The sequence below is a fragment of the Streptomyces sp. NPDC030143 genome, assembly GCF_055573695.1.
Map to the genome: position 1 here is coordinate 43,776 of NZ_JBVIAY010000010.1, position 14,541 is coordinate 58,316.

16 protein-coding genes are annotated in these 14,541 nt (G+C 68.9%); 15 read left to right on the forward strand and 1 reads right to left on the reverse strand.

Features of this window, described 5'->3' with window-relative positions; all coding sequences use genetic code 11:
* Positions 1 to 148: 148 nt before the first annotated feature.
* Positions 149 to 637 (forward strand): DUF1707 and DUF4190 domain-containing protein, encoded by a 489-nt coding sequence (locus ACZ4YY_RS18920; RefSeq protein WP_468291570.1) that lies wholly within the window; start codon positions 149 to 151, stop codon positions 635 to 637.
* 665 nt (positions 638 to 1,302) lie between these two features.
* Here ACZ4YY_RS18920 and ACZ4YY_RS18925 read toward each other — a convergent pair.
* On the reverse strand, positions 1,303 to 2,580 hold the full coding sequence (locus ACZ4YY_RS18925; RefSeq protein ID WP_468291066.1) for a hypothetical protein: 1,278 nt from the start codon (positions 2,578 to 2,580) through the stop codon (positions 1,303 to 1,305).
* 129 nt (positions 2,581 to 2,709) lie between these two features.
* Between ACZ4YY_RS18925 and ACZ4YY_RS18930 the strand changes: the two genes are divergently transcribed.
* The 14 genes from ACZ4YY_RS18930 to rpsC all read left to right on the forward strand — a co-directional run bounded on the left by ACZ4YY_RS18930 (position 2,710) and on the right by rpsC (position 14,537).
* The gene (locus tag ACZ4YY_RS18930) at positions 2,710 to 3,702 is read left to right on the forward strand and encodes a glycosyltransferase family 2 protein (RefSeq protein WP_468291069.1); all 993 of its coding nucleotides are present in this window, start codon (positions 2,710 to 2,712) and stop codon (positions 3,700 to 3,702) included.
* 252 nt (positions 3,703 to 3,954) lie between these two features.
* Entirely contained in the window at positions 3,955 to 4,326 is a 372-nt protein-coding gene (rpsL, locus tag ACZ4YY_RS18935; protein ID WP_003948652.1) for a 30S ribosomal protein S12, read from the forward strand.
* Between the two features lie 2 nt (positions 4,327 to 4,328).
* A complete protein-coding gene (gene rpsG / locus ACZ4YY_RS18940) occupies positions 4,329 to 4,799 on the forward strand; it encodes a 30S ribosomal protein S7 (protein ID WP_168371942.1) in 471 nt (156 codons plus the stop codon).
* Between the two features lie 39 nt (positions 4,800 to 4,838).
* The gene (gene fusA / locus ACZ4YY_RS18945) at positions 4,839 to 6,965 is read left to right on the forward strand and encodes an elongation factor G (protein WP_468291072.1); all 2,127 of its coding nucleotides are present in this window, start codon (positions 4,839 to 4,841) and stop codon (positions 6,963 to 6,965) included.
* A gap of 155 nt (positions 6,966 to 7,120) precedes the next feature.
* A complete protein-coding gene (gene tuf, locus ACZ4YY_RS18950; RefSeq protein WP_468291074.1) occupies positions 7,121 to 8,314 on the forward strand; it encodes an elongation factor Tu in 1,194 nt (397 codons plus the stop codon).
* An 810-nt stretch (positions 8,315 to 9,124) separates the two neighbouring features.
* On the forward strand, positions 9,125 to 9,604 hold the full coding sequence (locus ACZ4YY_RS18955; RefSeq protein ID WP_468291077.1) for a hypothetical protein: 480 nt from the start codon (positions 9,125 to 9,127) through the stop codon (positions 9,602 to 9,604).
* Between the two features lie 493 nt (positions 9,605 to 10,097).
* Entirely contained in the window at positions 10,098 to 10,406 is a 309-nt protein-coding gene (rpsJ, locus tag ACZ4YY_RS18960) for a 30S ribosomal protein S10 (protein WP_003948644.1), read from the forward strand.
* Positions 10,407 to 10,423: 17 nt separating this feature from the next.
* Positions 10,424 to 11,068, forward strand: coding sequence for a 50S ribosomal protein L3 (rplC, locus tag ACZ4YY_RS18965; RefSeq protein WP_014674369.1), 645 nt, complete (start codon positions 10,424 to 10,426; stop codon positions 11,066 to 11,068).
* Positions 11,069 to 11,076: 8 nt separating this feature from the next.
* Entirely contained in the window at positions 11,077 to 11,733 is a 657-nt protein-coding gene (gene rplD, locus ACZ4YY_RS18970; RefSeq protein ID WP_468291080.1) for a 50S ribosomal protein L4, read from the forward strand.
* On the forward strand, positions 11,733 to 12,152 hold the full coding sequence (rplW, locus tag ACZ4YY_RS18975) for a 50S ribosomal protein L23 (protein ID WP_385066698.1): 420 nt from the start codon (positions 11,733 to 11,735) through the stop codon (positions 12,150 to 12,152). The genes rplD and rplW overlap by 1 nt, the downstream gene beginning before the upstream one ends.
* Positions 12,153 to 12,192: 40 nt before the next feature.
* Positions 12,193 to 13,029, forward strand: coding sequence for a 50S ribosomal protein L2 (gene rplB / locus ACZ4YY_RS18980; RefSeq protein WP_030788280.1), 837 nt, complete (start codon positions 12,193 to 12,195; stop codon positions 13,027 to 13,029).
* A 12-nt stretch (positions 13,030 to 13,041) separates the two neighbouring features.
* Entirely contained in the window at positions 13,042 to 13,323 is a 282-nt protein-coding gene (gene rpsS / locus ACZ4YY_RS18985) for a 30S ribosomal protein S19 (protein ID WP_033528345.1), read from the forward strand.
* A gap of 42 nt (positions 13,324 to 13,365) precedes the next feature.
* The gene (gene rplV, locus ACZ4YY_RS18990; protein WP_030778516.1) at positions 13,366 to 13,713 is read left to right on the forward strand and encodes a 50S ribosomal protein L22; all 348 of its coding nucleotides are present in this window, start codon (positions 13,366 to 13,368) and stop codon (positions 13,711 to 13,713) included.
* A complete protein-coding gene (rpsC, locus tag ACZ4YY_RS18995; RefSeq protein ID WP_391998786.1) occupies positions 13,713 to 14,537 on the forward strand; it encodes a 30S ribosomal protein S3 in 825 nt (274 codons plus the stop codon). Before rplV ends, rpsC begins: the two co-directional genes overlap by 1 nt.
* Positions 14,538 to 14,541 lie beyond the last annotated feature (4 nt).

Consider the following 14,541-nt stretch of genomic DNA (forward strand, 5'->3'; position numbering starts at 1 on the left):
GCCGGGACACGAGAGAAGCGGCACGGGAGGGAACCGCTGCCGTCCACGGCGCGTTGGGGAATGATGGAGGCATTCACGCCATCCGGGGGAGGTGTCCGTGTCCTATCCAACGCCATGGCAGCCGTGGCAGGGGCAGAGCAGCCAGTCGATGCTCGCCTCCCACGCGGATCGTGAGCGCGCCGTGGACGTGCTCAGAGCGGGGTTCAGCGAGGGACGCCTCCAGCAACCCGAGTTCGACAGACGGGTCGCGCGCGCCTACGAGGCCCGTACGGTCGGCGAGTTGTCGTTGATCGTCGCGGACCTTCCGCAGGGCCCCCTGGGGATGCAGCCGTCCGCCCAGCCGGCGCCGTCGTTCGGTCCGGTGGTGCCGCGCACGTTCCTGCCCGCCCCGCCGCCGCCCACCAACGGCAAGGCGGTCGGCGCGATGGTCTGCGGTGTCCTCACGACCATGACGATGGGCCTGACCGGCATCCCCGCGGTGATCCTCGGGCACTCCGCCCGCGCCGAGATCCGCCGCACCGGTGAGGGCGGCGACGGCTTCGCCATGGCCGGCCTGATCCTGGGCTGGCTGTCCGTGGCCGGGTGGGCGGCGTTCATCGCCCTGATGACCGTGGCCACGATCGCCTCCGGCTCCTGAGGGCCTGAGCTCCCGTGCCTGTGCGGGCGGCCGGCTTCGCCTTGTGAGGCTGTGGTGCGGGCGGTCGCCTTCGCCTTGTGAGGCTGTGGTGCGGGCGGTCGCCTTCCGCGGTCGTCTCCGTGCCGGTCGACCGGTGTCCGTGGTGCGGAGGGCGCGGAGCGCTTGGGGCTCAGAGGGCCCCAGGGACCTGTGGGGGCCCTCGCGCCGGGGTCGGGCTTCCCTGGGGGGCCGGGTGGCGGCCCGGGGGCGTACGAGGCCTCTGGTGGGCTTGAGCGGCTGGGGGTGGGCTGTTTGGCCCTGTACGCCTGAGGCCGTGGTACCGCCGTCGGGAGCCGTGCGTCCTCAGTCCCTCGTCCTCAGCTCCTCCGTGCGGCCTGAGCGGGCTCTGCCTGGCTTCGAGCCCTGCGGACCGACGGAGGGCGCGCCGGCGTCGACCCGCCCGTCGGGCAGAGCTCGCTCCAGCCCGCCGTCATGCGCCCGCCGTCATCAGCCCAGCCCGCCGTCGTCCGCCCGCCGTCATCAGCCCAGCCCGCCGTCGTCCGCCCGCCGTCATCAGCCCTCAGGCCCCCGCGCGAGCCCTCAGGCCCACGCGCGGTTCGGCGGGGCTCACGGGGCTCCCGTGCGGCCCCCGGGGCCTGCGAGCCTTCGGCGGCCGCCGCCACCCCCTACGGGATCCCCAGCTCGAACATCACGTAGTGCGCGTACCAGCCCGAGGCGAGGGCCGCCGTGGCGAAGAAGACCGCCAGGCTCGGCCACTTCAGTCGGCTCATCGCGGCCGCCGGGGCGAGGAGGAGCGGGAAGCAGGGGAGCAGGTAGCGCGGGGTGTTGCCGAACATCTGCTGGGTGCCGAGCACGGTGACGATGCTCGCCAACGTGTAGGCGACCAGCACCAGCGGCGGCTTCCTGCGCAGCATCAGCGCGACCAGGAAGGGCAGCGCCAGCACCAGCTGCACGGCGAGGAGGTCGGGCACGGAGAAGGCGAACAGGTAGTCGTGCTTCCCGACGGCCGTGTTGGCCAGCACGTCCAGCGTGTACGCGCCGAAGTCGAAGTAGTGCGCCCAGCCCTCGCGCTGGAGGGTGAAGTACGCGGTCAGGTCGCCCATGCTGAGGCCGACCCAGGTGACGTAGGTGAGCAGGCCGAGCGGCGCGGCGATCATGGCGTACACCGGTCCCGCCACACCGTGCCGGCGTCGGCTCTCCGGCCGGGCCAGCGTCACCAGCGCGGCCAGTCCCACCGCGCCGATGAGCGCGGCGGACGTCGGCCGGTTGAGGCCGGCGACGAAGGCGAGCAGCCCGGCCGCCACCCAGCGGTGCTTCATCACGCAGTAGCAGCACCAGGCCGCGATCGCCACGAACAGCGACTCCGAGTACACCGCCCATTCGACGCCCGCACCGGGGGCCACCGCCCACAGGCCGGCGGCTATCGTGCCCGCCCGGGTGCCGGCCAGCAGCGACACCACGGCGTAGATGCCGGCGGCCGCCACGAAGGAGGCGATCACCGAGACCAGGATCCCGGCCCCGTACAGCCCGAGCCCGGTGACCTCCGAGACCCCCCGGATCAGCCCGGGGTACAGCGGGAAGAAGGCGACCGAGTTCTGCTTGACCGTGAACAGCCCGCCGGGATCCAGCCGCTCCAGAGGCCGCGGGTCGTAGCCCTTCTCGGCGACCTGGAGATACCACCAGCCGTCCCAGGTGGCGAGCACGTCCCACCAGTGGGCGCCCCCGCCGAAGCGGGGGTTCTTCTTCTGGTACTCGTCCGCAGCTTCCAGCAGGAACGCGAAGACGGTGAGACCGACGAGCTTCGCCGTCCCGTACAACAGCAGGGGGGCAAGGTACGGTCGTAGACCGGCCGGCAGGGTGAGGCGGCGGACCCCTCGGGGCCGCTCCTCCTGCTCGCCGGGCACGGCGGGATCCGTCGCCGCGCCGCTGGAAGCCGTGCTCATGAGTGTGGACCCCCCTCGGCCCCGATCGCCGGGCCCCCGGGGAGGAAGCACTGTCCGGATGATCGTGAAGTGTCAGTCATAAGATCGCAACAGAGTCGCACATGCGCGCCACAGGTTGGGGGAGGGCGGGTGGCTGGGACAGGGCCGACCGTCTTGTCGGTCGTCATACCGATGTACAACGAGGAAGAAGTCCTTCCCGCGTTGGTGAGCAGGCTGCGCCCCGTCCTGTCCGGCCTCGGCGTCGCCTACGAGGTCGTCGCCGTCGACGACGGCAGCACCGACCGCACCGCCGAGCTGCTCGCCGCGTTCCGGCTGGGCTGGCCGCAGCTGCGCGTGATCGGCCTGCGCCGCAACTCCGGCCACCAGGCCGCCCTCACCGCGGGCCTGGACCGGGCCGTCGGCGCGTACGTCGTCAGCCTGGACGCCGACCTCCAGGATCCGCCCGAGAAGATCCCCGACATGCTCGCGCTCGCCCGCGGCGAGGGCCTCGACATCGTCTACGGTATCCGGGCCGACCGGGCCAGCGACACGGGGTTCAAGCGCTGGACGGCCGGTGTCTACTACCGCCTGGTCCGCCGTCTGGCCGGCCCCTCGGTGCCCGCCCAGGCCGGTGACTTCCGGTTGCTCAGCCGGGCCGCCGTCGACGCGCTCAAGGCCCTGCCCGACCAGCAGCGCGTCTACCGCCTGCTGGTGCCGTGGCTCGGCTTCCCCAGCGGCCAGGTCACCTACGAACGCGCCCCGCGTCCGGCGGGCCAGAGCAAGTACCCGCTGGGCAGGATGATCCGCCTGGCCGTCGACAGCGTCACCGGATTCTCGGCGGCCCCGCTGCGCATCGCCACCTGGCTCGGCGGCCTCTCCTTCCTGGTCTGTCTGGCGCTGATGGTCTACACCCTCAGCGCCCACGCCTTCGACCACACGGTCCCCGGCTGGACCTCGCTGTTCACCGGCGTGCTGTTCATCGGCGCGGTCCAGCTGATCTGCGTGGGCCTGCTCGGCGAGTACGTCGGCCGGATCTACACGGCCGTCCAGAACCGTCCGACGTACTTCGTCGGCCATGACACGGCCCGGGAGCCGGAAGAGGGAAGCGCGATACCACACAGCCGGTCGGGTTCGCGAACGTAACCGCTGCATGTCGGCGGTGCTGCTTCTGTTTTGACCGGAGTCATTGCGCTCGGTACGCTCAGACCTTGTGCCTGGGGTGTGCCCTGGCCCTTGTGCGTGCCTTCAACCGCACCCGGGTCCGAGAGCGGCCACCGTGATCTGCGCTCTTTCTGCCTGGCGGCGAGAGTCCGCGGGATTCGACACACCCGACCGCGTGGGTCGGAGAAGTTCCAGGTTAGCTGTACCTATCGGCACACAGAAACCGGAGAAGTAGTGCCTACGATCCAGCAGCTGGTCCGTAAGGGCCGGCAGGACAAGGTCGAGAAGAACAAGACGCCCGCACTCGAGGGTTCCCCTCAGCGTCGCGGCGTCTGCACGCGTGTGTTCACGACCACCCCGAAGAAGCCGAACTCGGCCCTGCGTAAGGTCGCGCGTGTGCGTCTGACCAGCGGGATCGAGGTCACCGCTTACATTCCGGGTGAGGGACACAACCTGCAGGAGCACTCCATCGTGCTCGTGCGTGGTGGCCGTGTGAAGGACCTGCCGGGTGTTCGCTACAAGATCATCCGCGGTTCGCTTGACACCCAGGGTGTGAAGAACCGCAAGCAGGCCCGCAGCCGCTACGGCGCCAAGAAGGAGAAGTAAGAATGCCTCGTAAGGGCCCCGCCCCGAAGCGCCCGGTCATCATCGACCCGGTCTACGGTTCTCCTCTGGTGACCTCCCTGATCAACAAGGTGCTGCTGAACGGCAAGCGCTCCACCGCCGAGCGCATCGTCTACGGCGCCATGGAGGGTCTGCGCGACAAGACCGGCAACGACCCGGTCATCACGCTGAAGCGCGCTCTCGAGAACATCAAGCCGACCATCGAGGTCAAGTCCCGCCGTGTCGGTGGCGCCACCTATCAGGTCCCGGTCGAGGTCAAGCCCGGCCGTGCCAACACCCTGGCGCTGCGCTGGCTGGTCGGTTACTCCCGCGCCCGTCGCGAGAAGACCATGACCGAGCGTCTGCTCAACGAGCTTCTCGACGCTTCGAACGGCCTCGGTGCGGCCGTCAAGAAGCGCGAGGACACGCACAAGATGGCCGAGTCCAACAAGGCCTTCGCGCACTACCGCTGGTAGTCGCAGTCCACATCGAGACCGAGAGAAGACTGAAGCCTTATGGCTACCACTTCGCTTGACCTGGCCAAGGTGCGCAACATCGGCATCATGGCCCACATCGACGCGGGCAAGACGACCACCACCGAGCGGATCCTGTTCTACACCGGCGTCTCGTACAAGATCGGTGAGGTCCACGACGGCGCTGCCACCATGGACTGGATGGAGCAGGAGCAGGAGCGTGGCATCACGATCACCTCTGCTGCCACCACCTGTCACTGGCCGCTGGAAGACGTCGACCACACCATCAACATCATCGACACCCCGGGGCACGTCGACTTCACCGTCGAGGTGGAGCGCTCCCTGCGCGTGCTCGACGGTGCCGTGACGGTGTTCGACGGCGTCGCCGGCGTCGAGCCCCAGTCCGAGACGGTGTGGCGTCAGGCGGACCGCTACGGCGTTCCGCGCATCTGCTTCGTCAACAAGCTCGACCGCACCGGTGCCGAGTTCCACCGCTGTGTCGACATGATCACCGACCGCCTGGGTGCGCAGCCGCTCGTCATGCAGCTGCCGATCGGTGCCGAGGCCGACTTCAAGGGCGTCATCGACCTCGTGACGATGAAGGCCCTCGTCTGGTCCGCCGAGGCGACCAAGGGCGAGATGTACGACACCGTCGACATCCCGGACACCCACACCGAGGCTGCCGAGGAATGGCGCGGCAAGCTGCTCGAGGCCGTGGCGGAGAACGACGAGGAGCTCATGGAGCTGTACCTCGAGGGCGAGGAGCCCTCGGTGGAGCAGCTCTACGCGGCCATCCGTCGCATCACCATCGCGTCCGGCAAGGGCACCGGCACCACCGTGACCCCGGTGTTCTGCGGTACCGCGTTCAAGAACAAGGGCGTTCAGCCCCTGCTCGACGCGGTCGTGCGCTACCTGCCGTCCCCGGTCGACATCGAGGCCATCGAGGGCCACGACGTCAAGGACGCGGAGACGGTCGTCAAGCGCAAGCCCTCCGACGACGAGCCGCTGTCGGCGCTGGCGTTCAAGATCATGAGCGACCCGCACCTCGGCAAGCTCACCTTCGTGCGCGTCTACTCCGGCCGCCTCGAGTCCGGCTCCGCCGTGCTCAACTCGGTCAAGGGCCGCAAGGAGCGCATCGGCAAGATCTACCGCATGCACGCCAACAAGCGTGAGGAGATCGACTCGGTGGGCGCCGGCGACATCGTCGCCGTCATGGGCCTGAAGCAGACCACCACCGGTGAGACGCTCTGCGACGAGAAGCAGCCGGTCATCCTGGAGTCCATGGACTTCCCGGCCCCGGTCATCCAGGTCGCCATCGAGCCCAAGTCGAAGGGCGACCAGGAGAAGCTGGGCATCGCGATCCAGCGCCTCGCCGAGGAGGACCCGTCCTTCCAGGTCCACTCGGACGAGGAGACCGGTCAGACCATCATCGGTGGTATGGGCGAGCTGCACCTCGAGGTGCTGGTCGACCGTATGCGCCGTGAGTTCAAGGTCGAGGCCAACGTCGGCAAGCCGCAGGTCGCGTACCGTGAGACGATCCGCAAGGCCGTCGAGAAGGTCGAGTTCACCCACAAGAAGCAGACGGGTGGTACCGGCCAGTTCGCTCGCGTCATCATCGCGATCGAGCCCATCGAGGGCGGCGACACGTCGTACGAGTTCGTCAACAAGGTCACCGGTGGCCGTGTGCCGAAGGAGTACATCCCCTCGGTCGACGCCGGTGCGCAGGAGGCCATGCAGTTCGGCATCCTCGCCGGTTACGAGATGACCGGTGTGCGTGTCACGCTGCTCGACGGTGCCTACCACGAGGTCGACTCCTCCGAGCTCGCCTTCAAGATCGCCGGTTCGCAGGCCTTCAAGGAGGCCGCGCGCAAGGCCAGCCCCGTGCTGCTCGAGCCGATGATGGCCGTCGAGGTCACCACGCCCGAGGACTACATGGGTGAGGTCATCGGCGACATCAACTCCCGCCGTGGTCAGATCCAGGCCATGGAGGAGCGGGCCGGTGCCCGCGTCGTCAAGGGCCTCGTGCCCCTGTCGGAGATGTTCGGCTACGTCGGCGACCTCCGCAGCAAGACGTCGGGTCGCGCAAGCTACTCGATGCAGTTCGACTCCTACGCCGAGGTTCCGCGGAACGTCGCCGAGGAGATCATCGCGAAGGCCAAGGGCGAGTAACGCACCCCGTTCACACGCTTTAGGCTTGACTCCGGAGCCTCGCGGGGCGAACACCCGCCTCAGCAGGTGCTCGCCCCGAGGCCCGGGCTTTCCAGCAAAGATCACCTGGCGCCGATGAAGTAAGGCGTACAGAACCACTCCACAGGAGGACCCCAGTGGCGAAGGCGAAGTTCGAGCGGACTAAGCCGCACGTCAACATCGGCACCATCGGTCACATCGACCACGGTAAGACGACCCTCACGGCCGCCATTACCAAGGTGCTGCACGACAAGTACCCGGACCTGAACGAGGCCTCGGCCTTCGACCAGATCGACAAGGCTCCTGAGGAGCGTCAGCGCGGTATCACCATCTCCATCGCGCACGTCGAGTACCAGACGGAGGCGCGTCACTACGCCCACGTCGACTGCCCGGGTCACGCGGACTACATCAAGAACATGATCACCGGTGCCGCGCAGATGGACGGCGCGATCCTCGTGGTCGCCGCCACCGACGGCCCGATGCCGCAGACCAAGGAGCACGTGCTCCTGGCCCGTCAGGTCGGCGTGCCGTACATCGTCGTCGCCCTGAACAAGGCCGACATGGTCGACGACGAGGAGATCCTGGAGCTCGTCGAGCTCGAGGTCCGTGAGCTCCTCTCCGAGTACGAGTTCCCGGGCGACGACGTCCCGGTCGTCAAGGTCTCGGCGCTCAAGGCGCTCGAGGGCGACGCCGAGTGGGGCAAGTCCGTCCTGGAGCTGATGGACGCCGTCGACAGCGCGATCCCGGAGCCGGAGCGCGACGTCGACAAGCCGTTCCTCATGCCGATCGAGGACGTCTTCACCATCACCGGTCGCGGTACGGTCGTCACCGGCCGTATCGAGCGTGGTGTCCTCAAGGTCAACGAGACCGTGGACATCATCGGCATCAAGACCGAGAAGACCACCACCACGGTCACCGGCATCGAGATGTTCCGCAAGCTGCTCGACGAGGGCCAGGCCGGTGAGAACGTCGGTCTGCTGCTCCGCGGCATCAAGCGCGAGGACGTCGAGCGCGGCCAGGTCATCATCAAGCCGGGCTCGGTCACCCCGCACACCGAGTTCGAGGCCCAGGCCTACATCCTGTCGAAGGACGAGGGTGGTCGCCACACCCCGTTCTTCAACAACTACCGCCCGCAGTTCTACTTCCGTACGACGGACGTGACCGGCGTCGTGACCCTCCCCGAGGGCACCGAGATGGTCATGCCGGGTGACAACACCGAGATGAAGGTGGAGCTCATCCAGCCCATCGCCATGGAAGAGGGCCTGAAGTTCGCCATCCGTGAGGGTGGTCGTACCGTGGGCGCCGGCCAGGTCACCAAGATCAACAAGTGATCTTGACCTGGTAGCTCCGACTGCGAGCTCCTGAAGGGGCCCGTACGACTCGTCGTACGGGCCCCTTTCGCATGCCCGGCAAGCCCCGGGGCCGGCCCTTCCTCTCCCAGGTCCGCGGGACCGCCAGGGCACGTGCGTCCGGCGTCCAGGGCCCGTGGAGGGTGGGCCCCGCTGACGGGCCCGGTGGTCCGGAACCGTGCCGACGCCCTGGACGCGCCCGCGTGCGCGTCCAGGCCTGCCGCACCATGTCCGTCCGCGCGGCCGTCCAGGAGCGCGTACACGGCCGCACAGAAGCGCCGGGAGGAGCCGGGCGGGGGCTGGCCGCCCCTGCGCGAGCCAGGCGTACCCGGTCGCCTCCGGCCGGCGAAGGGGTGGGCGCGTGGGGGAGCCGTGCCGTCCGGCCCACGCGGCGGGGCAGGGAGGGGCTGCGGCCGGCGCGGCGGGTGATCCGGGCCGGCGGGGTGCCTTCGGCGGTGGGGACGTCGTGGACGCCGGCAGCGGCCGGGTGGACGCAGCTCCACGGACCGCCCGTCGGCCCCTGGCGGATCCGGGAGGGCGACACCGTCCCGCGGCCGCCCTGCCGTTGGAGAGGGCGGGCGAGGAGCCGGGCCGCCGGGAGTCCCCGGGAGCGGCGGGCGGGCGGTCACCGGCCGGATCGTCGACGCCGTCTCGGCACCGGGCGGCGGCCCCGGGGACAGGCGGTGCCGGGACCGGAACGGGGTTGTCCACGCAGGCCGGGAACGAGTACGGATGGATGTCCACGGTGATCGACAGGACAGCGTGGGCGGACGGACGGGGAGGACGGCGGTCATGGCAGAGCCGGTACGACGGGGGAGCCTGTGGGACAGGTTCACCGGCACGGCGTATCCCGACAGCGGCGCGGTGCCGTTGCCGGCCCTGGAGCTCCGCGCCGCGCTGCTGGCCCGCAACGGACCGGACGTGCCCTTCCGGGTGCGCAACGCGCTGCCCGCGGAGAAGGCGGACCTGGTCGCCGAGTGCCGGGTCCCGGCGCTGGACCTGTCCCTCAGGACGCGTCTGCGCTTCGTCGCGGAGCGGCACGAGGTGCGCGTCCTGGAGGAGCGCTGGGACAAGGACCCCGAGGGCGGCCGGCGTTACGGTCGGGGCCCGTCGTTCTCGGTGTCCCGGCAGTGGACGTACGAGCGGGGGCCCGACGGACGTCGCCGCAGGGTGGAGACGCTGCGCTTCGACCCGCGGGAGATGAAGGGGCCCCTCCAGGACGCCGTGCTGGGGGCGGGTTGGGTCTGGCGGGGCGTGCTGCTGCGGTGGTGAGCGGCGAAGTCGCGTGCGACCGGGGGCCGTCCGTCGCGGGCCGGGTCCGCATCCGCACGCCGGGCCGGTTCGCCCGCCCGTTTGACCTACGTCACTCCCGGGGTATTCTCTCCGGCTCGATTGGCGGAGGACCTGCCCCATATGGCAGACTGTCCGAGTTGCTCGGTCGAGTGTTGATGCTGCGCGCCTCCCGCCGGGAGGACCGGAAGCGAGTCCCACAGTACTCGTCGCCCTAACTGCCTGCGGGCAGCACTGGGGCGGACGTACGGGAATCTTCCGGGAAGCGTGGGCGCGGCACCGGCCAGGCACCCGGTGGGCCTTCCGCCCCCGGTCTGCGGTTCCGGAAGGGCCGTGTGCATTCCCCGCAGGGATGTTCGAACAAGGGACATCCGTGTCAGCGGGAGCGCGACACGCCCGACCGCGTGGGTCGGAGGATCGGGTAAGGGAACACCAGGTTCCAGAGCGTTAGAAGAGACAGGACTACTGAGTAGCCATGGCGGGACAGAAGATCCGCATCCGGCTCAAGGCCTACGACCACGAGGTCATCGACTCCTCGGCGAAGAAGATCGTCGAGACGGTGACCCGCACTGGTGCGTCGGTCGCGGGCCCGGTGCCGCTGCCCACTGAGAAGAACGTGTACTGCGTCATCAAGTCGCCGCACAAGTACAAGGACTCGCGCGAGCACTTCGAGATGCGCACGCACAAGCGCCTGATCGACATCCTCGACCCGACCCCCAAGACCGTTGACTCTCTGATGCGACTCGACCTCCCGGCCGGTGTCGACATCGAGATCAAGCTCTGAGGCCGGTGATCTGAGAGATGGCTAAGCAGATCAAGGGCATCCTGGGCGAGAAGCTCGGCATGACGCAGGTGTGGGACGAGAACAACCGTGTTGTTCCGGTCACCGTCGTCAAGGCCGGCCCCAACGTCGTCACCCAGGTCCGCACCAACGACGTCGACGGCTACGAGTCCGTCCAGATCGCCTTCGGCGAGATCGACCCGCGCAAGGTGAACAAGCCCCTCAAGGGTCACTTCGCCAAGGCCGACGTCACCCCCCGTCGTCACCTCGTCGAGATCCGCACCGCGGACGCCTCCGAGTACACGCTGGGCCAGGAGATCACCGCCGAGGTGTTCGAGGCCGGCGTGAAGGTCGACGTGACCGGCAAGAGCAAGGGCAAGGGCTTCGCCGGCGTCATGAAGCGCCACAACTTCCGTGGCCTCGGCGCCGGACACGGCACCCAGCGCAAGCACCGCTCCCCCGGTTCCATCGGCGGCTGCGCCACCCCGGGTCGTGTGTTCAAGGGCCTCCGCATGGCGGGTCGCATGGGCAACGAGCGGGTCACCACCCAGAACCTGACCGTCCACGCCGTTGACGCGGAGAAGGGTCTGCTGCTCATCAAGGGCGCGGTTCCCGGTCCGAACGGCGGCCTCGTCCTGGTCCGCACCGCGGCCAAGGGGGCCTGAGGTAACCGATGAGCACTGTTGACATCCTTTCGCCTGCCGGCGAGAAGACCGGTAGCGTCGAGCTCCCCGCGGAGATCTTCGGCGTGGAGAAGGTCAGCATCCCGCTGATCCACCAGGTCGTCGTCGCGCAGAACGCGGCTGCCCGCCAGGGCACGCACAAGACCAAGACCCGCGGTGAAGTCCGTGGTGGCGGCAAGAAGCCGTACCGCCAGAAGGGCACCGGCCGCGCCCGCCAGGGTTCGACCCGCGCCCCGCAGTTCGCCGGCGGTGGCGTCGTCCACGGCCCGCAGCCGCGTGACTACTCGCAGCGGACCCCGAAGAAGATGAAGGCCGCGGCCCTGCGCCACGCCCTCACCGACCGGGCCCGCCACAACCGCATCCACGTCGTCACCGGCGTGGTCGAGGGCGAGACCCCCTCCACGAAGTCCGCCAGGACGCTGTTCGGCAAGATCTCGGAGCGCAAGAACCTGCTCCTGGTCGTCGACCGCGCCGACGAGGCCGCGTGGCTGTCCGCCCGCAACCTGCCCCAGGTCCACATCCTGGAGCCGGGCCAGCTGAACACGTACGACGTGATCGTCTCGGACGACGTGGTCTTCACCCAGGCCGCTCTCGAGTCCTTCGTCGCCGGCCCGAAGGCCAACGACACCGAAGGGAGTGACGCCTGATGGCTACGCGTCACCCGAGCATCGCCTCCAAGGCCGCCAAGGCCGCCAAGGCCGCGCGCGTCGCCAAGGCGCGCCGCCACGAGGCCGAGGGCAAGAACACCGTCGTCACCGCTCCCAGCAAGGCGTACACGGACCCCCGTGACGTGCTGCTGAAGCCGGTCGTGTCGGAGAAGAGCTACGCGCTCCTCGACGAGAACAAGTACACGTTCATCGTCGACCCGAACGCCAACAAGACCCAGATCAAGCAGGCCGTCCAGGCGGTCTTCTCGGTCAAGGTCACCGGGGTCAACACGATCAACCGCCAGGGCAAGCGGAAGCGCACCAAGACCGGTTTCGGTCAGCGCGCCGCCACCAAGCGCGCGATCGTGACCCTCGCCGAGGGCGACCGTATCGACATCTTCGGCGGTCCGACCGCCTGAGGGCGGTCCGGATCGTCCGATATCGGACGAGGACTGAGAAATGGGAATCCGCAAGTACAAGCCGACTACGCCGGGCCGCCGTGGCTCCAGCGTCGCCGACTTCGTCGAGGTCACGCGGTCCACGCCGGAGAAGTCGTTGGTCCGCCCCCTGCACAGCAAGGGTGGCCGTAACAACTCCGGTCGTGTGACCGTCCGCCACCAGGGTGGTGGCCACAAGCGCGCCTACCGTGTGATCGACTTCCGTCGTCACGACAAGGACGGCGTGCCGGCGAAGGTCGCGCACATCGAGTACGACCCCAACCGCACCGCGCGCATCGCGCTGCTGCATTACGCCGACGGTGAGAAGCGCTACATCCTCGCCCCGCGCAACCTGCAGCAGGGCGACCGCGTGGAGAACGGTCCCGGGGCCGACATCAAGCCGGGCAACAACCTGGCCCTCCGCAACATCCCGGTCGGTACCACGATCCACGCGATCGAGCTCCGTCCCGGTGGCGGTGCCAAGTTCGCCCGCTCCGCCGGTGCCTCCGTGCAGCTGCTCGCGAAGGAGGGCTCGATGGCCCACCTCCGCATGCCGTCCGGTGAGATCCGCCTGGTCGACCAGCGCTGCCGCGCCACGGTCGGCGAGGTCGGCAACGCCGAGCAGAGCAACATCAACTGGGGCAAGGCCGGCCGCAAGCGCTGGCTCGGCGTCCGCCCGACCGTTCGCGGTGTGGCGATGAACCCGGTTGACCACCCCCACGGTGGTGGTGAGGGCAAGACCTCCGGTGGTCGCCACCCGGTCAGCCCCTGGGGTCAGAAGGAAGGTCGTACTCGTTCGCCGAAGAAGGCTTCGAACAAGTACATCGTCCGCCGCCGCAAGACGAACAAGAAGCGCTAGGAGCGGGTTTAGATGCCGCGCAGTCTCAAGAAGGGGCCCTTCGTCGACGACCACCTGATCAAGAAGGTGGACGCCCAGAACGAAGCCGGCACCAAGAACGTCATCAAGACCTGGTCCCGTCGCTCGATGATCATCCCGGCCATGCTGGGTCACACGATCGCGGTGCACAACGGCAAGACCCACATTCCGGTGTTCGTCACCGAGTCGATGGTCGGCCACAAGCTCGGCGAGTTCTCGCCGACGCGCACCTTCCGGGGTCACGTCAAGGACGACCGGAAGTCGAAGCGCCGCTAAGCGCGGGGTGGAATGACCATGACAGACACTGGAAGGACAACCATGGAAGCCAGGGCCCAGGCGCGGTACATCCGCGTCACGCCCATGAAGGCCCGCCGCGTGGTGGACCTCATCCGTGGCATGGACGCCACGGAGGCTCAGGCGGTCCTGCGTTTCGCCCCGCAGGCCGCGAGCGTGCCGGTCGGCAAGGTGCTGGACAGCGCCATCGCCAACGCCGCGCACAACTACGACCACACCGATGTCGACAGCCTCTTCGTCTCCGAGGCGTACGTCGATGAGGGCCCGACCCTGAAGCGGTTCCGGCCGCGCGCCCAGGGCCGTGCCTACCGGATCCGCAAGCGGACCAGCCACATCACCGTGGTCGTCAGCAGCAAGGAAGGAACCCGGTAATGGGCCAGAAGGTTAACCCGCATGGGTTCCGGCTCGGCATCACCACGGACTTCAAGTCCCGCTGGTACGCCGACAAGCTGTACAAGGACTACGTCAAGGAAGACGTCGCCATCCGTCGGATGATGACGTCCGGCATGGAGCGCGCCGGCATCTCCAAGGTCGAGATCGAGCGCACCCGTGACCGCGTGCGTGTGGACATCCACACCGCTCGTCCGGGCATCGTCATCGGCCGCCGCGGCGCCGAGGCCGACCGCATCCGCGGCGACCTCGAGAAGCTCACCGGCAAGCAGGTCCAGCTGAACATCCTCGAGGTCAAGAACCCCGAGACGGACGCTCAGCTCGTGGCCCAGGCCGTCGCCGAGCAGCTCTCCTCCCGCGTCTCCTTCCGCCGCGCCATGCGTAAGAGCATGCAGTCGGCGATGAAGGCCGGCGCCAAGGGCATCAAGATCCAGTGCGGTGGCCGCCTCGGCGGCGCCGAGATGTCCCGCTCGGAGTTCTACCGCGAGGGCCGCGTGCCCCTGCACACGCTCCGCGCGAACGTGGACTACGGCTTCTTCGAGGCCAAGACGACCTTCGGCCGCATCGGCGTGAAGGTCTGGATCTACAAGGGCGACGTCAAGAACATCGCCGAGGTCCGCGCCGAGAACGCTGCCGCCCGTGCGGGTAACCGCCCGGCCCGCGGTGGCGCCGACCGCCCGGCCCGTGGTGGCCGTGGTGGCGAGCGGCGCGGTCGCAAGCCGCAGCAGCAGGCTCCCGCCGCCGAGGCCCCCCAGGCCGAGGCCGGTGCCGCCGCTCCGGCCGAGAGCACCGGAACGGAGGCCTGACCGA